Raw genomic sequence first — 19410 nt, forward strand, 5'->3', positions numbered from 1 at the left:
GCCTTTCATCTCTTTGATTGTTCGGGATTGGGCCGAACTTCCTGACAAGCCCACTCGGCCAACCCCCGGCAGGCCAGAAACAGGCCATCCACAACCCCCTCATCCAAATGCCGCTCCGGGTCCGCAGCTACCCGGCAGCGGTCTGCGGCGTGCAGCAACTCCAGAACCGTCAGCGCCCCCACCATCGCGCGTTCGCTCCGCGCCAGGCTCACGCGACGGCCGGGTGACACGTCGGTCTCTGGCCACGGGTGACCGTCAGCCCCCTCGCAACCGCGCATGCGCTCGAGGATACCGAGCAGGGAGTTCAGATCGGGCAGGGGAGTGTCGTCGTTGATGGGCTCAACAACGGTGTACGAGGAGAAGGTGTCGGATTCGTTCATGGCGTCGGCTTCCGTGGCTGTGCTTAACAGCGCCACCGTGAAGAGGTGGCGGACGATGCGTGGCTGCAAACCGGTTGATGCAGCGCTATTGGCCGGTGAGTCCGAAGACTCCCACGCACCGCCCGCCAGAAAGGCCGACGGATTGCCCGCCGGCACCGGTTAAGGACGGTGCCGACGGGCAAGCGTAAACAACTTGCGCGTGCATCAAACGGGTTTGCAGACCCGGGGCCACCCGTTGTCGGTGGCGCGCCATGGTGTTTACGCAGCCGCTTCGAATGCCAATAGAAATTCGCGAAGGAATCGCGGAATCCGAAAGCGAAGAACTATTGTTGCACGCACCTTTCGTGCAGCACGCGACGCCAGCAGACGCATTCGCGCAGCTGCTCTGTTAGTTACGAATCAAAGTGGCGCAATCGTCCATGCCACAAGCGAATAGCGCGACGGCCTTCTTTGCAACAGTTCTTAGTCCGCCTCGCCAAGCGACGGCGCGCGATCAGCCGCACACTCCGAAAATCGGTTCAAACCCGACACCGTTAACAAGCTCGCAGCCTCAACCAACGCGATCCTCAGCCGCGCTCGCATTCCCCACCAGCAACTCAATCATCGCCCGCGCCGCCGCCGACTGCCGCCGATGCGGCGCATAGATCACCGAGAACGGCCGCGATCTCCCCCGCAGCTGCGGCAACACCTCCACCAGCCCCCCACGCTGCAGCCGCTCGCGCACGATGAATTCATAGCTCTGGCAGATGCCGATGCCCTGTCCGGCCAGCGACACCACGCCCAGCACATCGTCGGAGGTCTCGATGGACGAACGCGGCAGCCAGTCCACGTCGCGCCCGCCGTCGCGGAAGACCCACGGCGCCAACCGCCCGGTGCGCGGCATCACGAACGGCAGGCACAGGTGCTGCTGCAGGTCGTCCAGCGTCTGCGGCGTACCACAGCGCTGCAGGTACTCCGGCGAAGCCACCAGCACCAAAGGCGCATCCTCCAGCTTCCGCCCCACCAGCCCGCTGTCCGGCAACTGGCCCAGGCGGATGGCCAGGTCGAAGCCTTCGGCCACCAGGTCCACGTTGCGGTTGGTGATGTTCAGTTCCACCTGCACCTGCGGGTACTGCCGCGCAAAGCGCGCCAGCACGGGCGGCAGCCGGTAGTGGCCATAGGTGGTGGGCACGCTCAGGCGCACGCGGCCGGCCAGTGCACCGTCCTGGGCCAGTACGTCGCGCTCGGCGTCGTCCAGCAGGCCAAAGGCGGTGCGCACCTGTTCCAGATAGAGCCGCCCGGCGTCGGTCAGGCCCACACGGCGGGTGGTCCGCTGCAACAGCTGCCGGCCCAGCCGCGCTTCCAGGCGGGTGACCGCGCGGCTGAGCACCGAGGGCGTGGTGGACAGCGCCACCGCGCCGGCGGTGAACGAGCCGTGCTCGACCACCGCCAGGAACACCTCCACATCGCCCAGGTAGTCGAACTTGCGGCTCATTTGGCTCTCCGGGGAACAGATGTTTTGTGATGGGGCCAATTTATCGCCGCTGGGGCGATGAATAAAGTGGCGGCCATTCCCCGATAGGAGTTATCCCATGAACCTGATGACCCGGCTGGCCGCAGCGCTGGCCCTGACCCTGGCCGTGACCGGCGTGCAGGCTGCCAACGTGCTGGTGGTGCTGTCCGACGAAAACCACCTGGACCTGAAGGACGGCAAGGTGCTGTCCACCGGCTTCTATCTCAACGAGCTGATGCAGCCGGTCAAGCTGCTGCTCGACGCCGGCCACGAGGTGACCTTCGCCACGCCGCAGGGGCGGGCGCCGACGGTGGATGCGTCCTCGGTGACGCCGGCGTATTTCGGTAACGATGCCGCGCAGCTGACGCTGCACAAGGAGCTGCTGGAGAAATTGGCGCTGACCTCGCCGACGGCATCGCCGGTGGTCAGCCTTGCGCGCGTGGAGCAGCAAGGCTACGCGCGTTTCGATGCGGTCTACATTCCCGGTGGCCACGCGCCGATGCAGGACCTGCTGAAGAGCCCCGCGCTTGGCCGGCTGCTGGCCGACTTCCACCGGCGCAACAAGACCACCGCGCTGGTCTGCCACGGGCCGATCGCGCTGCTGTCCACGCTGCCGGTTGCCGCTGGGTTCGTGGCGACGCTGGAAGCGGGTGCGATGCCGGCCACGCCGAAGTGGATCTACAGCGGCTACCAGATGACGGTGATCAGCAACCAGGAAGAAGCGCAGGCCAAGCCGTTGCTGGGTGGTGGTGAGATGAAGTTCTACCCGCAGACTGCGTTGCAGCGGGCGGGTGCGAAGTTCGGCAGCAATACCACGCCGTGGACCGGGCATGTGGTGGTGGACCGCGAGCTGATTACCGGGCAGAACCCGGCTTCGGCGCTGGAGGTGGGGCAGCGGCTGGTGGAGCGGTTGAAGTAAGGCGGGCCCTGCATCGCAAGCGGCGCCGTGGCACCATGGCGGACTGGCCCCGTCCTTATGGGGGGGGGGCGGTTTTCCAGGGAAGCCCTTCAATACGAAATGCGAACGTCCATCCTCTTCATTCTTTCCGCCCTATGCCTGACCCTGCTGTCTGGCTGCGCCAGCGGGCCGGATTACCATCATTCCAATCGCGAGATCACCAGCGCATTCGTGGCCGACGATGGCAAGCTGTACCTGCTGACGGTCTATGACGAACCCATGCGCTTTGATGCGGCGCCGTTCCGTGATTACCGCGCCCTGATGGACAGCCCGCTGCGCGAGGCCGTGGTCTGCGCGCAGATGTACTTCCGTGAGGACTGGCGCGTGCCGGCCGACCGGGCCAAGGTGCATGGCAGCTACGCGCTGCTGCTGCGGCCGGAGCAGGTGACGCCGGAACAGGCGGCGCAGTTCAAGCTGGAGCGGTTGGAGATCAGCCCGAGGGTGGCCAAGGCCATCGATGCGTTGACGCGCCGGCCGTACATTCTTGAAGCCCGGAGCCGCTACGAGCTGGCGGCCAACCCGGACTGCAACCTTTCCAGGCAGGGCGGAAGCTACTACAGCGCGCTGTTCGAGAGTGATGGCGAGCGGGTGACGTTGCCGGATGCTGCGGCGCTGGCCGCGAAGGCGAAGCTGCCGCAGTCGATCACCGCGCGGGCTGAGCGGATCCGGCCGGACGATACGGAAAAGCCTGGGGTTGGGACGGCGGCCGGAAAGGTGCTGGGTGCGGCGTTGGTGCCGGTGGCGGTTCCGGTGTTTGTGTTGAGCCTGCCGTTCCTGGGGCCGGATCATTGGAAGTGATGGGGCGTTGAGGGAGCGCCATCCACGCGTGGCGTGGATCTACCCGGGCGTCGCCATTGCCTGAACGTTCATCCTGGAGATCTGTGTGCCCAGCACGCTGGAAACTGTTTTGAAGACCGTAGGTTTTGTTGTCCTTGCGGCACTTCCGTTGGTGATCCTTTGGTTCATCCTTCGGCAAATGTCAGCGAGAGCCCGTTCGGCGTTGGGATCAGGGTTGCGTTTGAATTCCCCGCGCCGGATCTCCGGCACGTCCATGACCTTGGTGATGGTGGATGGGAAAGAGGATCGGGAGCACTACTTCTTTGATACAGAATCCTTCTACCTGCAGCGGGGCCCGGTACCCACGGCAGTTCCGCTCTCCCAGATCACCTCAGTCACACGAACGTCCGATGTCATCTACGCGCGCTATGTCTGGCAGGTATGCTTCAGCAGAGCATCGGGTAGAAAGTGCGTGACGTTCACCAACAATCTGTCGCTGTTCAACCGCGACTTCCTGCTGTTCCTGGAGGCGGTGCGGAAGGCTAATCCGCTCGCGACCGTTGATCGGGCAAGCGTCATCTTCTAGAGCGTGTTTGAAGTTCGGCATGAACAGTGTCACTGCAATGGCATCACAGCGCGCAGCCCCTGTTCGACCGATGTGATCGATGAGAAATGGGCGTTTGTTGCGCAATCGACGTGCGGGGGTGGCCCGCGCGCAGGCTATGACGACAATAAACGCAAGAATGGAAGCAAGTTTCACATTGCCGTGGACACGCTCGGCCATATATTGCCCGTGCTGGCGAATGAGCAGGAGCGCGCGCAGGTTGGCACTCTGGCTCGGAAGGTCCAGCATGTGACCGGTCAGGCTGTGAAGCCGGCCTGTGTCAGCGAGGGGTATATCTGCTTCAAAGTTCGTAGCGCGCTCTAGACGAATATCCCCGCTTGCTTGCGACCCATCTCCAACCAAGAATCGCAGCCACCTCTAGCACACGTTGACCTCCGTACCCGCATGCATCCATGATGGCGTCATTCAGGATGAACTGCGTATGCGCTGCCTCGACTCAACGAATCCGCCAGAACTGGGTTGGTGAGCGCTATCACGTCGACGCTGACTACCCCTGTTGGGCAGCGTCAAGATGGAGCTATAACATTGAAGAAGCGCATTGGGATGTTGATCTTGTCGCTAACGATGCTTGTTCATTCAGCGGTCGCAGCAGAGCCTGAGCAAGTCGTAGCCCGCTTGCTCGATCACCTGGAGGCTGGGCGCATCGCTGAAGCCGAAGCAATGTTCACTCCACAAATGGCCGAAGCGGTACCGGCGGAATCTCTCAGCACCCTGTGGAACTCATTGGGGACTTTGAAGAGTCGTGGCCTGGCAGCGATCAGCACTCATGAAGGCATGCAGCTGGTGTTGGTGCCATTGCAGTTCAGCAACGGTCGATTTGTTGCACAAGTGGTGGTCGACAAACAGGAGAAAGTCGCCGGGTTAATGTTGCGGCCCGCCGCGCCCGAACAAGCGGCGCCGGCCCCGGCCAGTGCCAGCTACCATGAGATCGATTTCGTCGTTCCACAGGCACGCGGTGCGCTTCCAGGCACGCTATCGCTTCCCAAAGGAGAAGGCCCATTTCCCGCCGTTGTGCTGGTGCATGGCTCAGGACCGCAGGATCGTGACGAAACCGTTGGACCCAATCGGCCCTTCCTGGACGTCGCGCGCGGTCTCGCCGCGCAGGGTATCGCAGTACTTCGATACGACAAGCGAAGCCGTGCGCGCCCCCAGGATCTTAATGGCGACTTCAGCATTGATGATGAAACAACCGACGATGCGGTCGCCGCGCTCACGGCGTTGGGCGCTGATCGAAGCATAGATGGCAAGCGTCTATTTGTGCTGGGCCATAGCCAAGGCGCGATGCTGGCGCCGCGCATCGCCCAGCGATCACCTGAAGTGAGAGGGGTAGTCCTATGGGCCGCACCCGCGCGAAGCCTGTTGCAGATTATTCCAGAGCAGACCCGCCGCCTCCTTTCGGTAGACGGGCAGCTTGGGCCAAAAGCGGAAGAGCAGCTGGCCATGCTGGATACACAAATCGCGGCTGCTTTGGGTGATCAGGAAGTTGAGGCCAGCAAGCTCCCGCTGGGTGCACCCCAATCCTTCTGGAAGAGCATCGAAGCAGTTGACGCGCGCGGTGACGCCAGGTCACTCCGGAAACCATTGCTTCTATTGCATGGTGGCCGCGATTTTCAGGTAACAGCGATTGACTGGCGCATGTGGAACGAATCGCTGGAGGGGCAGCAGGAAGTGCAACTGAGAGAGTATTCCGCACTCAACCACCTCGGCATTGCAGGTGATGGCCCGGCTTCCCCCCAGGAATACATGCAGCCCGGAAGCGTGGACCCGGTAATGATCAGCGATCTCGCGCGTTGGCTTAAAGCCCAGAAGTAATGAGGCTGTCGGGCCATGAGCGCCCGTAGGCGTTCTCCCGTCAAATATGCAATCGAAGATCTGCGGGGTTTCAATCTTCCGAAATATTCCTTATGGTGGATCTGCTGTTTGGACCCGCCGTAGTGTCCACAGGCGGCCCGGATTGGCCCTTGCCAGTAACATGGAGAAGCAAAAATGGATTTATGCGCTACCCAGGTGCTATCGCCCAGGACGCTGACGTTTATCACAACCTATCGCTGCACTGCGGCATGCGTTCAGTGCTGTTTCGAGTCGAGCCCGACGGTCAAAGGAAGGCTCAGTCGCGATGAGATGATCACAGCGCTTCATGATGCCAAAGGCTCCTTCCCCTCGCTGTCTGTCATCGTCTTCACCGGCGGCGAGGCGACACTTCTCAAAGACGATTTGATCAGTGTGATAGCCGAAGCGACATCGCTAGGGCTCGGCACGCGGATGGTATCGAATGGCTCCTGGGCGAAGACCCGATCCACCGCGAAGCGTTGGGCTGAAAAGCTTTCAACCGCGGGATTGAAAGAGCTCAATATCAGCTCCGGCAAAGATCATCAGGAGTGGGTACCTCATTCTTCCGTGGTCAATGCTGCCGAGGCCGGCCTCACTGCGGGGCTGCACGTTCTCGTGACGGTGGAGGCAGACACGGAAGACGGTCGAACAATGGCGACCTTCGCCGAGGATTCGACAATACGGATGCTTCTGAAGAAGGGCTTGCAACTGCAGTCAAACAGCTGGATGGAGTTCAAAAGCGATCAGGTCAAGCGCGAGAATACGGTTCCACAGCACCTGCGAATAGCCCCGTGCCACCAGATTCATGACAACATCGTTGTCACGCCCTACAAGGAAGTCGCTGCCTGTTGCGGACTGACACTTGAGCACATCCCAGAGATGAAAGTTGGGCGTCTCGAGGATGGCGTCAGCAACGCCTATCTCTCTCAAACGGACGATTTCCTCAAGTTCTGGATCAGAGTGGACGGCCCTGCGGAGATCATCAGGCGCGTGATGGGCGAAGAGAAAGCCGATGAACTACTGAATGGATCGGTGCACATGTGCCACGACTGCGCAGTGCTTCACAAGAACAGTGAAGTGCGCGCAAGACTTGAATCGGATTACCAGAAGTTCATTCCAGAGGTAATGAGTCGCCACGCACTCGGTAAGGCAGTAGACACCCTTTCTCGGCAACAAGGAGCGTTCAAATGAAGCGGCGGAAGTTCATCCAGTCCACACTCGCGGCCAGTGCTGCTGCATCAATTTCCGGGGCGGCGGCTGCCGCGGGCGACAAGAGGGTGTTCGGCACACCTGCGAGCCTTACCGGCGGCACGGATGTCAACGCAACACGAATGCTTCTTCCACTCTCGCGTAGCGGCATGCCTGCAGCCGGCTGGGATCACTGGTCAAAGTTGAGTGCCGCTGCTGTCGATATGTTTTCTGACGAGAAGAAGCGTTCGCTCTTCAACACCAATCCTGGTCGATATCTTTCCACGCTTGGGTTCGACACCAGCAAAGAGACACTGAACGCACCATCTCTGGCTCTGCTGGTTGCTCTGTCGGATAGGGATGTACAAGACGCGGCCAAACGTCGTGACTATACGCAAATGTTGAACTATCTCCAGGCATCTGGTGCGTTGGCGCGTCCAAAGGAAGACGTGCTCACCATGAAGATGCAGCACGCACTCCAGAGCAATATAGACATGATCCGCGGCGTGATGGAGCTTTCTGGGGACGAGTCTCCCGATGCCGAATCGGTACTCGCTTTCATCAAAGCTACTGACAAGCCTCCTACAACGGCAGACCTCGCGGCCCTCGCCAGTGTGGCGGAGCTTCTGCGGACAGCCCCTGGTCAAGCGGTTGTTGGCGCGGCTGTGATTGTGGTTGCGGCTGTTGACGCCATTGTTGGTGTGACCGTAGCCGTGGCTGCATTCACCATGGTTGCCGTTGTGAACAAGGTAGTGGTTGCCGGAAACGAGACCCAGATACCGTCATACAATCATGTGTTCAACGGCCAGCTGAGTCGGCTGGACGGTGACATCTGCGACAGTTGCGACGTTGCACATCGTGCAGCTTCCATCCTGGGAGCCCCCGGCCTTTACGACGAACACGCAAAACTCGTAATAAAGAACGAGGTTCGCTCGTTCCTGCGCGCGATGCGAAACGTCGGCCTTGTCACCTATGAAGAAGATGCATTTGAGACGATTGTCGAAGCGACTTACGTTTACGGCATGCGGTCAATCTCTGCGGAGTAGTTCATGATGATGTGCCGATCCACGCTGGACGTCTCCCTGATTCATGCCTATGCGCTTCCTCTCGGCATATGCGTGGCAGCAGCCGTGGTTCTGATCGCAGTATGGCTGGCACCCCGCTCTGGCGGGGTGCCAGCCAGGAATATTGCGCTCGGCTCGGCGCTGGCCGTTGTTGTCGTAGTTGCCTTTGGCCTCGTATATCAAGCGCGGACAGCGTACATCGCCGTTACAGATGGCCAGCTGATTGGGTCAGCAGCGTTTGTCCGACTGCAGCTCCCGCTTTCCAGTGTCTCGTGGCAGGACGCTTCCGATGCTTCAAGGATCACGCTGCCTCACCGGCAACTTGGAACGAGCACCGGTGGCGTTGAGCTTGGCAAGTTCCGCATGCACAGCGGTCGCAACGTCTTCGTGCTGCGCACGGACCGTAGCTCTGTTCTCGTCAAAGCCAGAGGGGATACTGACTTGATTCTGGACCGACGTCTTCACGAACAGCTCAAAGCATGCATGGATCAGGTACGTGAGACCGGCGGCCATCGAGGAAGATTGCAATGATCAGCAGGAAGTACTGGTTTACCAGGAAAAAGTACGGATGGGGTTGGGGGATGCCGTGCGCGTGGCAGGGCTGGCTTGTGTACGCAGTCGCATTCGGCCTGCTGCTGGCAGGTCCGTTTCTGTTCTCTCCATTTCGCGAGCCCATCGCGTTTCAGCTCTACACGTGGGCCGTAGTGTTGGTCCTTGTCCTTATCTGCTGGATGAAAGGCGCTCCGCCCGGTTGGAGGTGGGGGGAGTAGAACGGCCGCAGAAGCTATTTTCGGACGTGTTCGATCCGCTGGGCAAAGCATGGATGCATTGCCCTTGTGGGAGTCGGACAGTATCGCCAGCAGGCCACGGCTGCGCCCCCTCTGAGGTGTACCGTCCGTTTTGAATGAACGCTGGACACTTCCCTCGGCGGATGCCCAACGCGTTCTAACCGTTGATTGACCAAGGTAGCGTCGCTTAAAGGGGGCACCGGTGAAGCTACACTGACCACCTACGCCCGATGGAAGCTCGCCCATGTTCTCTGGAAAGGTCGCGGTAGTTACCGGATCCACCAGTGGTATCGGTCTTGGCATCGCCACCGCCTTGGCGCGGCAAGGTGCCGACATCGTTCTGAATGGCTTCGGTGATGCGGCGGAAATCGAACGCATCCGTTCCAAACTGGAAGCCGAGTTCGGCGTGCGCGTGGCCCATGACGGCGCCGACCTTTCACGAGGTGAAGCAGTGCGCGGTCTGATCGCCCACGCTGTCGCGACGATGGGTCGCATCGACATCCTGGTGAACAACGCGGGCATCCAGCACACAGCATCGATCGAGGAGTTCCCGGTCGAGAAGTGGGATGCGATCCTGGCACTGAATCTCTCGGCGGTGTTCCACGCAACGGCGGCGGCCTTGCCGCACATGAAGCAGCAGGGCGCCGGCCGCATCATCAACATCGCCTCTGTGCATGGGCTGGTGGGCTCGGTGAACAAGTCGGCCTATGTGGCGGCCAAGCATGGCGTGGTGGGCTTCACCAAGGTGACCGCGCTGGAGAATGCGGGCACCGGCATCACCGCCAATGCGATCTGCCCGGGCTGGGTGCGGACGGCGCTGGTTGAGCAGCAGATCACCGCCTTGGCAGAGCGCGAGGGCACGGATCAGGAGACCGCTGCGCGCGCGTTGCTGGCTGAGAAGCAGCCCTCGTTGCAGTTCGTGACGCCCGATCAGCTGGGCGAGATGGTGGTATTCCTGGCCTCGGACGCGGCGGCGCAGATTACCGGCACGGCGCTGCCGGTGGATGGGGGCTGGACCGCGCGCTAGCTGGCCGGCTGTGCCTTACGCTTCATCATCGGCAGCGCCACCAGCGTGGCAAGGATGGTGAACAGCACCAGCGACGAGCCGACTGTGCCGAAGCCCAGCCCGCCCTTTTCCAGCGGCTTGGTGAGCAGATCGCCGAAGGTGGCGCCGAACGGGCGGGTGAGCACGAAGGCGATCCAGAACAGGATGACCCGGTTGATGCCCTTGATGCGGCTGGCTAGTGCGGTGAGCGCGATGAGGCTGCCGATCAGCAGTGCGCCGCCGGTGAAGCCCAGCCCGGAATCGTCGGCCAGGAAGTCGCCCAGCGCCGTACCCAATGTGTTGGAGAACAGCACGGCGGTCCAGTAGAAGCCCTCGGCGCGGCGCGATGCGATGTTGCTGACCGAGATCGACTTCTCCGACATGCGCCAAGTCAGCAGCACCAGCGCCAGGCAACCGGCCAGCAGGCTGGCGCCGGTGGCGTAGCCCAGGCCGAGCGTGCGGTCGATCAGGTCCGACATGGTGGTGCCGGCAGTGCTGGTCGCCAGTACCACCGACCAGAACAGCACCGGGTGGAAGCGCTGCGCAGACAGCTGCAGGGCCAACAGGCCGGCGAAGATCGCCAGCAGGATGGCCGAGCTGGCCACGTAACCCAGGTTGAGCGTCATCGACAGCAGGTCGCCCGCGGTCTCGCCGAGGGTGGTGGCGGCGATCTTCATCACCCAGAAGCCGAGGGTGACCGCCGCCACTTTGCTGTGCAGGGAGTCTGCGTCTGAAGCACTCATCGAACGTCGTCAGGGATGCCTGTGGGCGATCGTGTCGGTGCGCGCGTCGGAACGCGGTCGTAGCAGTCTTCGTTCTGTGTCAACCGAATGCCGCGATTCAGCTGGTAGCACTCGGCTTCGCAAACACATCCAGCCCCTTGCCCGTCTCCAACAACGACTTCAGGCTCGACAGCACGATCGGCCAGCCCTGGCGGATGCCGGTATCCATGCCGCTGCCGGGTTCCAGTTCGTCGTGAGTGACGGTCAGGCGCACCATGTCCTGGTAGGGCACGATGTCGAAGGTGACCCGGCTGTAGGCATCTGGATTGTCTGCCTGCGAGACGGCGGCCCAGGTGATGACCAGCCGCGAGGGCGGGGTGCTTTCCACCACTTCGCCGACCAGTTCGACCGAGCGCGTTTCGTTGGCGCGCACGTGCTGCCAGCGCGAGCCGGGTTTCCAGTCCGAGACGTTCTCGTGGCCCCAGTAGCGGCTGGCGATCTCGGGCCGGGTGATGGCCTCGAACACCTTCTGCGGTGTGGAGGCGATATAGATCACGTGGATGAAGCGGGTGGACTCTGCGGACATCGTCATTCTCCTTCCAGTTCTCGTTTCAGGTCATGCAGCAGGCTCAGGCGCTGCTGCTCGAACTTGCGTACCCAGCGCTCATAGACTTCATGCAGCGGCACCGGGTTGATGAAGTGCAGCTTCTCGCGGCCACGGCGCACGGTGCTGATCAGGTTGGCGTCTTCCAGCAGGCCCAGGTGCTGGGTGACCGATTGCCGGGCCATGTCCAGGTGCTCGCACAACTGGCCGAGCGTCTGCCCGTTGTGTTCGCAGAGCAGATCCAGCAGCGTCCGGCGCGTGGGATCGGCCAGTGCCTTGAATACCTTGTCTGCGTCGCGCACGTTGTCTACCGCCATGGGGATGTCTTCAGTTCCAGTTGTCGATCCTGACGTCGTGTGGGTTGGGCTGCCCCTTGCCGGTCTCCAGCAGCGCCTTCAGGCTCATCAGGAACACCGCCCACTTGGTACTGCAGTGGGAGGTGAACTCGACACGCTCCTTCCAGCCTTCGTGGGTGAACAGGACAATGCAGTAGTCGCCTTCCTGCTTCAGCGTGAAGCGCGCGTGGGTGCCGATCCATTCGGCAGGTCCGGCGAGGAACTGCCAGAGCACCAGCTGGCCGGGAACGAGCTGCTCCAGCTTCATCTGCATGGCGCCGATTTCCTCACCGTTGTTGGTGAAGCGGACCTTGACCGTGCCGCCGGCTTCGCGGTCGCCATGGGTGTCTTCGGCCCACCAGGCGGCGACGCCTTCGGGGGTGGCCAGGGCTTGGTACACCTGGCTTGCAGGGGCCTTGATGCCGACCCTGTGTGCGATATCCACCATTGCAGGTTCCTCGCGTGGGCGGACAGGCGCCGCCGTCGAGTGAACTATGTGCAGGCAAATACCTGCATGTCAAGTTCGGTGTCCGGGGGACTGGATCAATACACTGGGCGCCTGCCAGGCATGGCCTGGCACTACTGGATCTACGGGACGTCAGGGAGTGCATGCATGACTGAAGCTGGAAAGGACACCTTGAACATCCGCCGCGCCAGCGTGGCCGATGCGCCTGCGGTGCTGACGCTCTTCGACGAAGTCATTGCGTGGTTCGTGTCGATCGGCAATCTGCAGCAATGGGGCAGCGAGCCGTGGTCAACGATGCCGCGCCGGATTGCCCAGGTGACCGAGGCGTGTGCCCTGCCGGGAGCGTGGGTGGCGCAGGACGAGCACGGCCACGTGCGCGCGTTCCTGACGCTGGGCGAGTCGATGCCCTATGTACCAGCGCCCACCGGGCCGGAGCTGTACGTGCGGGTGCTGGTGGCCTCACGCGATCCTCGCGTGCGCGGCATTGGTCGTCGCTTGATGGTGTTTGCCGATGAGCAGGCGCGCGTTGCCGGTCTCGATCATCTGCGCGTGGACTGCTATGCCGGTGGCAGCGGTGATCTGGTGCGTTTCTACGAGTCCTGTGGCTATACGCGCATCGCGCCTTTCAACGTGGACGGCTGGCCGCGCATGCTGCTGGGCCGGCAGCTCTGAACGACCAGCCAAGGTTACGACTCCTGATCATTGCGAGGACGTCGCCCCCGATTTGTTGTCGTAGCGCTCCCGCGCTTCCAGCATCGTGGGCTGATATGCGACCGCCCATTGAAAGAGCGCATGCAGGGGCGCGAGCAGCAGACGGCCGAGCTCGGTGAGCTCATAGTCCACGCGCGGCGGCACAGATGGATAGACCGTTCTGCTGACAAGCCCGTCGCGCTCCAGCCCCTTGAGCGTCAAGGTCAACATGCGTTGTGAGATGCCGCCGATGGCGCGGCCCAGTTCGCTGTAGCGCATCGGCCCATCACGCAGGGTGCCGACGATCAGCACCGTCCATTTGTCGCCGATGCGCGACAACGTGTCGGTGATCGCTGGACAGACGCCGCTGCCATGCGCGATGCCAGTACGAACACCGGTGTGTGTTCCGCCCATGAATGTGCCGTCTTGTACGTTGAAAAATGGACCCTACCATGCTCGTACGCACATTTTGTTAGTGCGCACGTCAGTCTGTCAGGCGAGGGTTTCCGATGAGTTCGGTTGTGCTGGATGTTGCAAGTCTGTCGCGCCCAAGGAGGGGCAACGCCGTTGCCAACCGTGACCAGACGCTGTTGGAAATCCTCCTCATGCAAGAGCAGCCCATTGCTGAGCCGGTGGTCGCCAGTGACCCATTCGTGATGAATGACGAAGCGGGCCTGCGACAGGCCCATGCAGATTTTTCCGCAACGCAGTTCGGCGGATGGCCCTGGCAGGAAGATGGCCCGGTACATCCGAAAACGGTGGGGCGATTCTCGTCGCTGGCGCCTGCTGCCTCGACGGAAGCCGAGCGCGATTATCCCGTCCGCTCCCACACACCATCCACCTGACGTTGTGAGCTGACAGTGGTTCCCTGAAGCACAGCGGCGGCCTCCATTCGCACCGCACCATCCCCCACAGTCCCGGAGTTCCTGAAGAAATGCTTCCGTCCCAATTCACGATGTTCGTGGCGCGCCAGTACGGCAATGCCAGTGTGGTTGAACGCTTGACTGCGAAGATGCCCAAGCCAAGCGTAGGCGAGGTCCTGATCGAAGTCAGGGCCGCTGGGATCAACCCCATCGATGCCCGGCGCATGACCGGTGAAGTCCGTCACTCAGCACTGCCATTGGCGTTCGGCACTGAGTTCGCCGGCGTTGTGCGCGCGGTGGGCGCGGCGGCGCCGGGCTTTCCGGTGGGCACGGAAGTCCTGGGTTCGGGCGCAGGATTCACCCATGCCACCCACATCCTGGTTCCATCCGCGAACCTGATCGTGAAGCCGGCGGCCATGACATGGGAGGTCGCAGGATCGCTGGCGGGCGCAAGCCAGACGGCCTCGACGATCCTGTCGACATTGAAGCTCGTGCCGGGAAGCGCTCTGCTCATCCATGGTGGATCGGGTGGCGTAGGTTCAATCACCGTGCAGCTTGCGCGACAGGCTGGGGTAACGGTGGTTGCCACATCGTCGGAAGACAACCTTGCCTATCTCGCCGAGCTCGGCGCGATTGCGGTGGCCTACGGCCCTGGACTTGCCGATCGCATCCGTGCAGTGCATCCGACGCCGTTCGATGCCTCGGTCGATATGGCGGGGACCCAGGAGGCGACCTCCGTGTCGCTGGCGCTGGTGCGTGCCGATGGCCAGATCGCGACGATCGCCGGGAAGCCGATCACCTCGGCGAGGGTCTTCCCGATCTGGGTGTCCCGCGATGTCGAGGAGCTGCGCCGGGTGGTTGCCGGTGTGGCCGATGGCACGTTGCGCTGGAGCGTGAGCCGCACCTACGCCTTCGATGATGCCGCGAAGGCCTACGACGATATCCTCAAGGGCCATACCCGAGGCAAATCGGTGCTTCTGTTGCCGCAATGACGATCGGCTGCTGCTGTGTCCCGGGAGTGTCTGGGATGAGGTAGGAGGGTCGAGTGGACCTGGTATCAGCAGCCAACCAGGCGATCGGCTGCGATACCGCCGCGATGCTGGCTGCGGTACTCGGTAGGACTTGCAGCAACCTGACCGCGGAAGTGCCGACGGAACGATTCCTGCGAACCAAAGCCGGCCTGTTCTGCAATCCACTGCAGCGGCCGGTCAGTGGTTTCCAGCAGCTCGCGGGCAAAGGCCACGCGCTCGCGGATGAGCCAGTCGATGGGTGACAGGCCGGTGGCTTCCAGGAACTGCCGCTGCAGGGTGCGCTGGCTGAGCGCGGCCTGCTCGGCGAGGCTGCCCAGCGAGTGCGGCTCGCGCAAGTTGCGGCGCATCCATTCCATCAGCTTTGCCAGGCGCGTGGGCTCGCCATGGGGAATGGCGCGGCTGACGCGCTGGCTGCGTTCGGCATCACGCCATGGCGCCAGTACCAGCCGTTCGGCCACCAGGTTGGCTACACGTGCGCCGTAGTCCTTGCGCACCATGTGCAGCATCATGTCCATGCCGGTGGCCGAGCCGGCCGAGGTGATGATGCTGCCGGTATCCACATACAGCGCGTCTTCGCGCACATCGATGCGTGGGAACTCGCGTGCGAGCGCCTCGGTGAGGCGCCAGTGGGTGGTGGCCTGGCGGCCATCGAGCAGCCCGGCCCAGGCCAGCACGAAGGCACCGGAGCAGATCGAGGCGATGCGCGCGCCGCGTGTGTGGGCACGGTTCAGTGCATTGAGCAGCGCCTGCGGCGGACGCTCGCTGGGTTCGCGCCAACCGGGGATGACGATGATGTCGGCGTCATCGACGCTGCTGAGATCGTAGGGGAGTTGGACCTGCGTTCCACCGAGCATGCGCAGCGCACCGGGTTCGCCGGCGCACAACTGGGTGCGGTACCAGGCCACGCCGAGTTCCGGCCGCACCGGCGCGAACAGGCCGACCGCACAGCCGAACTCGAACAGCCCCTGGCCGTGGCAGGCAACGATGGCGACGAGCGGCGCGGTGGGATCGGCGGGTGGGCTGGACATGGCTTGATGCTACGGGTGGTGGTGCGTGGCGCTGAGTGGTGCGCGGGCATGAGGTGATACCGGGTGGGCATATGAGGGCTCCGACCCCGTGCGTGTGGGCTGCCTAACGTCATTACCAGCGGTCATGTGGGTGGCCGGATATGACGGTTGGGTGACGTGATCCCGCCTGTTGCCGTGGGTGAACAGGCCCTTGAATGGAAGCGTGTTTCCGGCCCACCCCCACGAGCCCCCATGCCTGCCGCCCACACCCCTGTCCTGAGCACTCTCGCTGTTCTGATCACAGCCGTCCTCGTCGCTTCGCCCAGCCATGCGGCGGAAGCCGATGCGGATCCTGCTGCCACCGCCGCGACGGCCAACGTGGCAGCATCCACGCTGGATGCGGTGGTGGTGACCGGTTCGCGCACCAGCACGCGCACGGTGAAGAACAGCTCCACGCCCATCGATGTGATCTCCGCCGAAGACCTCGCCGCGACCGGCCAGGGCAACCTGCTGGAAGCGCTGCAGCGCAGCCTGCCGTCGCTGAGCCAGATTGGCGGCTACCAGAGCGACCAGGAGAGCCTGATCCGCGGCTACCAGCTGCGCAACCTGTCGCCGGGCTACACGCTGGTGCTGGTGAATGGAAAGCGCCGTAATGCCAGTGCCTACGTCAGTGGCGCAAACGGTGGCGGCTTTCCGGGCCATGCCTGGGCCGACCTGGCGCTGATACCGGTCTCGGCCATTGACCATGTGGAAGTGTTGCGCGATGGCGCTTCGGCGATCTATGGTTCGGACGCGATCACCGGCGTGGTCAACGTGATCCTGAAATCGCAGGCCCACGGTGGCGATGTGTCGGTGGAGAGCGGGCAGAGCACCGACGGCGATGGCTCGCGTACCAGTGTGCGCGCCAATGTCGGCCTGCCGTGGGGCCAGGATGGCTTCGTCAACCTGTCTGGCGAGACCACCCGCCAGCATCATGCAATCCGCACCCGCCGCTATATCGATGGCTACCTGAGCTACCCGGCGGTGGATGCCAGCGGCAATCTGGTGGCGTTGCGGCCGAACAACCGGCTACCGGCAGGTGCATCGCCGAACCCGGCCGAGGCCAACCGCGATGCCGAAGCCAACACCATCCTCAGCTCGCCGTCGTATGCGTTGAAGGCGTTTGCGGTGAATGTGGGTCATGGCCTGGGCGAAAGCGCGCAGTTCTACGCCAATGCCACGGCCAGTGACCGCACCGCGCAGGCGATCCAGAACTTCCGCCTGCCGGCGACCATCTTCACTACCTATAAGGCACCCGGCGTGTTGAGTGTGTTCCCCGATGGCTTCCTGCCGGTGCTGGAGACCAAGGAGAAGCAGTACACCGGTACGGCCGGTGTGAAAGGGCAGATCGCTGGCTGGGACTACGACGCCAGCCTGACCGGCAACCGCAGCACGGTACGCACCTATACCCGCAACTCGGTGAACTACTCGCTGCCATACCCCGGTTCGCCCACTGACTTCTATGACGGCAAGCTGGACTACCAGCAGGGCATCGCCAACCTGGACCTGCGCCGCGGCTTCGAGGTGGCGGCCTTTGCTTCGCCGCTGGAAGTGAGCGCGGGCGCCGAGTACCAGCACGAACAGTACGAGCGTGGGGCAGGGCAGTGGGAGTCGTACACCGGCTTTGGTGCTGCGGCCTTCGTCGGCTATTCCACTGCGGACGCGGTGAAGGCTACCCGCAACAGCAAGGCGGTGTACGTGGGTGCGGCCACCAACATCACTTCGCGCTGGTACCTGGATGCGGCCGCGCGCTGGGAAGACCACTCCGACTTCGGCAGTGTCTCCACCGGCCGCCTGACCACGCGCTTCGACTTCACCGACGCGCTGGGCGTGCGTGCCACGGTCAGCAACGGCTTCCATGCCCCCAGCCTGGGCGCGCAGTTCTACCAGGCCACCGGCAGCTGCCCGTGCGGCACCACGCTGGTGGCGCAGGTGTCTTCGCCGGCGGCGATCGCGCTGGGTGCCACGCCGCTGAAGCCGGAAAAGGCCACCAACTACAGCCTGGGCGTGACCTGGGACCCGAGCCCGGCGTTCCACCTGGCGGTGGATGCGTACCAGATCGACATCCGTGGCCAGCTCGGCCAGTCCAGCCAGATCGGCTACAACGCGCAGGATCCTGCACGCGTCACCGACAACAGCGGCACGGTGCTTAGTGCGGCGCAGAAGAACACCATCGATGCGCTGCTCGGATCGGCCGGCATCAGCATCCTGCCGGGTGATGCGTTCTACGCCAGCTACTTCACCAACGTCGGCAACACGCGTACGCGCGGTGTGGAGCTGACCCTGGAGGCCAACCAGGAAACCGCGTGGGGCAAGCTGCGCTGGAGCTATGCGGCCAACGTCGGCCGCACCACCATCCAGAAGGTCAGCGACATTCCGGCGGCGCTGCAGGGGCTGCCGAACATCAACCTGCTGACCAAGACCAGCGAGTACGCGCTGCGCTTCCGCACGCCCAGCTACACCCAGGTGGCTGGGCTGGGCTGGCAGAACGGGCGCTGGCGCTCGAACCTGGACTTCACGTACTACGGCCCGATCAAGCGCCTGAACAACGGCGTGGAGTACAAGCAGCCGCCGGTGCTGGTGACCAACCTGTCCGGTGGTGTGGAACTGGGTGCCGGCTGGAGCGCGGCGCTGGGCATCAACAACGTGTTCGACAAGCGCACCCGCAAGGTGCCCGAGTACGCGCGCAGTGCCACCGATGTGGCCAGCATCGAGACCACCTGGGATAGCGGCGATGTGCTGGGCAACATCGGTGCGTATTGGTACGGGCGGGTCAGTTACCGGTTCTGAGGTTCACGCCAAAGGCGGCCGGACGTGGTCCGGCATCATCGAGGAGCAGTTCATGTCTTCTGCATTGAAGGTGGTTGCATTGGTGGGGTCGCCGACCAGTTCGGCGACATCGCGCACGTTGCTGCTAGTGCGGCATCTGCTGGCGTCTTTGCAGCTACGCGTGCATGCCAGCGTGGAGCTGGTGGAGCTGGCGCCGATCGCGCGCTCGCTGGGCCAGTCGCTGTCGCGGGATGAAGTGGAACCGGCGGTGGAGCAGGCGCTGCAGACCATCGAGGCCGCCGAGCTGCTGGTGGTGGCCGCACCGGTGCACCGTGGTTCGTATCCAGGGCTGTTCAAGCACCTGGTCGACTTCATCGAACTGGAGGCGCTGGTGGATACGCCGGTGCTGCTGGCGGCGACCGGGGGCAGTGAGCGCCATGCACTGGTGATCGATCACCAGCTGCGGCCATTGTTCAGCTTCCTGCAGGCGCACACGCTGCCGATCGGGGTGTATGCCACGCCTGCCGACTTCGATGGCGAGCACATCAACAGTGCAGCGTTGCAGGCCCGCATCGCGCTGGCGACCGAGCGTGCGGCCGGGCATCTGGCTACGCAGGCGCTGGCGGTAGCGGCGCCGCTTCGACGCATCGCCTGACGCCATAACCGGCAGCGCTTTGCATATGGCCAAGGCGCATCTGCGTGGCCGGATCTGACCGCCGATTGTCGCCAGGCAGCGC

Annotated in this window: 21 protein-coding genes; 13 read left to right on the forward strand and 8 right to left on the reverse strand. The window is 63.1% G+C overall.

Annotation, left to right across the window (positions count from 1 at the left end):
• Nucleotides 1-5: 5 nt before the first annotated feature.
• Complete coding sequence (locus tag AC13GF_RS14225) at nucleotides 6-380, reverse strand: hypothetical protein (RefSeq protein WP_483005022.1); 375 nt, start codon at nucleotides 378-380, stop codon at nucleotides 6-8.
• Nucleotides 381-930: 550 nt separating this feature from the next.
• Nucleotides 931-1854 (reverse strand): LysR family transcriptional regulator, encoded by a 924-nt coding sequence (locus tag AC13GF_RS14230; RefSeq protein WP_483005023.1) that lies wholly within the window; start codon nucleotides 1852-1854, stop codon nucleotides 931-933.
• 97 nt (nucleotides 1855-1951) lie between these two features.
• Here AC13GF_RS14230 and AC13GF_RS14235 point away from each other — a divergent pair, with 97 nt between their 5' ends.
• The 8 genes from AC13GF_RS14235 to AC13GF_RS14270 all read left to right on the forward strand — a co-directional run bounded on the left by AC13GF_RS14235 (nucleotide 1952) and on the right by AC13GF_RS14270 (nucleotide 10129).
• The gene (locus AC13GF_RS14235) at nucleotides 1952-2791 is read left to right on the forward strand and encodes a type 1 glutamine amidotransferase domain-containing protein (RefSeq protein ID WP_483005024.1); all 840 of its coding nucleotides are present in this window, start codon (nucleotides 1952-1954) and stop codon (nucleotides 2789-2791) included.
• Between the two features lie 99 nt (nucleotides 2792-2890).
• Nucleotides 2891-3628 carry a hypothetical protein gene (locus AC13GF_RS14240; RefSeq protein ID WP_483005025.1) on the forward strand — a complete coding sequence of 246 codons (738 nt, stop codon included), beginning with the start codon at nucleotides 2891-2893 and terminating at the stop codon, nucleotides 3626-3628.
• A gap of 85 nt (nucleotides 3629-3713) precedes the next feature.
• Nucleotides 3714-4193, forward strand: a complete 480-nt coding sequence (locus AC13GF_RS14245; RefSeq protein WP_483005026.1) for a hypothetical protein — start codon at nucleotides 3714-3716, stop codon at nucleotides 4191-4193.
• Nucleotides 4194-4757: 564 nt separating this feature from the next.
• Nucleotides 4758-6044 (forward strand): alpha/beta hydrolase, encoded by a 1287-nt coding sequence (locus AC13GF_RS14250; protein ID WP_483005027.1) that lies wholly within the window; start codon nucleotides 4758-4760, stop codon nucleotides 6042-6044.
• A 174-nt stretch (nucleotides 6045-6218) separates the two neighbouring features.
• Nucleotides 6219-7253, forward strand: coding sequence for a radical SAM protein (locus AC13GF_RS14255; RefSeq protein WP_032129299.1), 1035 nt, complete (start codon nucleotides 6219-6221; stop codon nucleotides 7251-7253).
• A complete protein-coding gene (locus tag AC13GF_RS14260; RefSeq protein WP_189719593.1) occupies nucleotides 7250-8296 on the forward strand; it encodes a hypothetical protein in 1047 nt (348 codons plus the stop codon). Before AC13GF_RS14255 ends, AC13GF_RS14260 begins: the two co-directional genes overlap by 4 nt.
• 3 nt (nucleotides 8297-8299) lie before the next feature.
• The gene (locus AC13GF_RS14265) at nucleotides 8300-8845 is read left to right on the forward strand and encodes a hypothetical protein (RefSeq protein ID WP_414577698.1); all 546 of its coding nucleotides are present in this window, start codon (nucleotides 8300-8302) and stop codon (nucleotides 8843-8845) included.
• A 501-nt stretch (nucleotides 8846-9346) separates the two neighbouring features.
• On the forward strand, nucleotides 9347-10129 hold the full coding sequence (locus AC13GF_RS14270) for a 3-hydroxybutyrate dehydrogenase (RefSeq protein ID WP_483005028.1): 783 nt from the start codon (nucleotides 9347-9349) through the stop codon (nucleotides 10127-10129).
• On the opposite strand, the gene AC13GF_RS14275 is transcribed toward AC13GF_RS14270, so the two are convergent.
• From AC13GF_RS14275 to AC13GF_RS14290, 4 genes are all read right to left on the reverse strand, one after another.
• Nucleotides 10126-10890: a COG4705 family protein gene (locus AC13GF_RS14275; RefSeq protein WP_483005029.1), complete on the reverse strand. Its 765-nt coding sequence runs from the start codon at nucleotides 10888-10890 to the stop codon at nucleotides 10126-10128. The genes AC13GF_RS14270 and AC13GF_RS14275 overlap by 4 nt on opposite strands.
• Nucleotides 10891-10987: 97 nt before the next feature.
• Entirely contained in the window at nucleotides 10988-11455 is a 468-nt protein-coding gene (locus tag AC13GF_RS14280; protein WP_483005030.1) for an SRPBCC family protein, read from the reverse strand.
• 2 nt (nucleotides 11456-11457) lie between these two features.
• The gene (locus tag AC13GF_RS14285) at nucleotides 11458-11790 is read right to left on the reverse strand and encodes an ArsR/SmtB family transcription factor (protein WP_126930369.1); all 333 of its coding nucleotides are present in this window, start codon (nucleotides 11788-11790) and stop codon (nucleotides 11458-11460) included.
• Between the two features lie 10 nt (nucleotides 11791-11800).
• The gene (locus AC13GF_RS14290) at nucleotides 11801-12256 is read right to left on the reverse strand and encodes an SRPBCC family protein (RefSeq protein WP_483005031.1); all 456 of its coding nucleotides are present in this window, start codon (nucleotides 12254-12256) and stop codon (nucleotides 11801-11803) included.
• A gap of 165 nt (nucleotides 12257-12421) precedes the next feature.
• On the opposite strand from AC13GF_RS14290, the gene AC13GF_RS14295 reads away from it, so the two are divergent.
• The gene (locus tag AC13GF_RS14295; protein ID WP_483005032.1) at nucleotides 12422-12946 is read left to right on the forward strand and encodes a GNAT family N-acetyltransferase; all 525 of its coding nucleotides are present in this window, start codon (nucleotides 12422-12424) and stop codon (nucleotides 12944-12946) included.
• Nucleotides 12947-12973: 27 nt separating this feature from the next.
• On the opposite strand, the gene AC13GF_RS14300 is transcribed toward AC13GF_RS14295, so the two are convergent.
• On the reverse strand, nucleotides 12974-13378 hold the full coding sequence (locus AC13GF_RS14300) for a winged helix-turn-helix transcriptional regulator (protein WP_483005033.1): 405 nt from the start codon (nucleotides 13376-13378) through the stop codon (nucleotides 12974-12976).
• Between the two features lie 95 nt (nucleotides 13379-13473).
• On the opposite strand from AC13GF_RS14300, the gene AC13GF_RS14305 reads away from it, so the two are divergent.
• Nucleotides 13474-13809: a pirin-like C-terminal cupin domain-containing protein gene (locus AC13GF_RS14305; RefSeq protein WP_483005034.1), complete on the forward strand. Its 336-nt coding sequence runs from the start codon at nucleotides 13474-13476 to the stop codon at nucleotides 13807-13809.
• A gap of 89 nt (nucleotides 13810-13898) precedes the next feature.
• The gene (locus AC13GF_RS14310) at nucleotides 13899-14819 is read left to right on the forward strand and encodes an NADP-dependent oxidoreductase (RefSeq protein ID WP_483005035.1); all 921 of its coding nucleotides are present in this window, start codon (nucleotides 13899-13901) and stop codon (nucleotides 14817-14819) included.
• 65 nt (nucleotides 14820-14884) lie between these two features.
• Here the strand turns inward: AC13GF_RS14310 and ftrA are convergent, their stop codons facing one another.
• Nucleotides 14885-15886 carry a transcriptional regulator FtrA gene (ftrA, locus tag AC13GF_RS14315; protein WP_483005036.1) on the reverse strand — a complete coding sequence of 334 codons (1002 nt, stop codon included), beginning with the start codon at nucleotides 15884-15886 and terminating at the stop codon, nucleotides 14885-14887.
• A 231-nt stretch (nucleotides 15887-16117) separates the two neighbouring features.
• On the opposite strand from ftrA, the gene AC13GF_RS14320 reads away from it, so the two are divergent.
• Together AC13GF_RS14320 and msuE are read left to right on the forward strand one after the other, a co-directional pair.
• Nucleotides 16118-18694: a TonB-dependent receptor plug domain-containing protein gene (locus tag AC13GF_RS14320; RefSeq protein ID WP_483005037.1), complete on the forward strand. Its 2577-nt coding sequence runs from the start codon at nucleotides 16118-16120 to the stop codon at nucleotides 18692-18694.
• A 52-nt stretch (nucleotides 18695-18746) separates the two neighbouring features.
• Entirely contained in the window at nucleotides 18747-19328 is a 582-nt protein-coding gene (msuE, locus tag AC13GF_RS14325; RefSeq protein ID WP_483005038.1) for an FMN reductase, read from the forward strand.
• Nucleotides 19329-19410: the final 82 nt, after the last annotated feature.

The sequence above is a fragment of the Stenotrophomonas sp. 22LJNL06-5-1 genome (assembly GCF_056861455.1).

Coding starts and splice junctions, on each gene's coding strand:
- AC13GF_RS14225 (WP_483005022.1), bottom strand. CDS start 380: ATGAACGAATCCGACACCTTCTCCTCGTACACCGTTGTTGAGCCCATC.
- AC13GF_RS14230 (WP_483005023.1), bottom strand. CDS start 1,854: ATGAGCCGCAAGTTCGACTACCTGGGCGATGTGGAGGTGTTCCTGGCG.
- AC13GF_RS14235 (WP_483005024.1), top strand. CDS start 1,952: ATGAACCTGATGACCCGGCTGGCCGCAGCGCTGGCCCTGACCCTGGCC.
- AC13GF_RS14240 (WP_483005025.1), top strand. CDS start 2,891: ATGCGAACGTCCATCCTCTTCATTCTTTCCGCCCTATGCCTGACCCTG.
- AC13GF_RS14255 (WP_032129299.1), top strand. CDS start 6,219: ATGGATTTATGCGCTACCCAGGTGCTATCGCCCAGGACGCTGACGTTT.
- AC13GF_RS14260 (WP_189719593.1), top strand. CDS start 7,250: ATGAAGCGGCGGAAGTTCATCCAGTCCACACTCGCGGCCAGTGCTGCT.
- AC13GF_RS14265 (WP_414577698.1), top strand. CDS start 8,300: ATGATGATGTGCCGATCCACGCTGGACGTCTCCCTGATTCATGCCTAT.
- AC13GF_RS14270 (WP_483005028.1), top strand. CDS start 9,347: ATGTTCTCTGGAAAGGTCGCGGTAGTTACCGGATCCACCAGTGGTATC.
- AC13GF_RS14275 (WP_483005029.1), bottom strand. CDS start 10,890: ATGAGTGCTTCAGACGCAGACTCCCTGCACAGCAAAGTGGCGGCGGTC.
- AC13GF_RS14280 (WP_483005030.1), bottom strand. CDS start 11,455: ATGTCCGCAGAGTCCACCCGCTTCATCCACGTGATCTATATCGCCTCC.
- AC13GF_RS14285 (WP_126930369.1), bottom strand. CDS start 11,790: ATGGCGGTAGACAACGTGCGCGACGCAGACAAGGTATTCAAGGCACTG.
- AC13GF_RS14290 (WP_483005031.1), bottom strand. CDS start 12,256: ATGGTGGATATCGCACACAGGGTCGGCATCAAGGCCCCTGCAAGCCAG.
- AC13GF_RS14295 (WP_483005032.1), top strand. CDS start 12,422: ATGACTGAAGCTGGAAAGGACACCTTGAACATCCGCCGCGCCAGCGTG.
- AC13GF_RS14300 (WP_483005033.1), bottom strand. CDS start 13,378: ATGGGCGGAACACACACCGGTGTTCGTACTGGCATCGCGCATGGCAGC.
- AC13GF_RS14305 (WP_483005034.1), top strand. CDS start 13,474: ATGAGTTCGGTTGTGCTGGATGTTGCAAGTCTGTCGCGCCCAAGGAGG.
- AC13GF_RS14310 (WP_483005035.1), top strand. CDS start 13,899: ATGCTTCCGTCCCAATTCACGATGTTCGTGGCGCGCCAGTACGGCAAT.
- ftrA (WP_483005036.1), bottom strand. CDS start 15,886: ATGTCCAGCCCACCCGCCGATCCCACCGCGCCGCTCGTCGCCATCGTT.
- AC13GF_RS14320 (WP_483005037.1), top strand. CDS start 16,118: ATGCCTGCCGCCCACACCCCTGTCCTGAGCACTCTCGCTGTTCTGATC.
- msuE (WP_483005038.1), top strand. CDS start 18,747: ATGTCTTCTGCATTGAAGGTGGTTGCATTGGTGGGGTCGCCGACCAGT.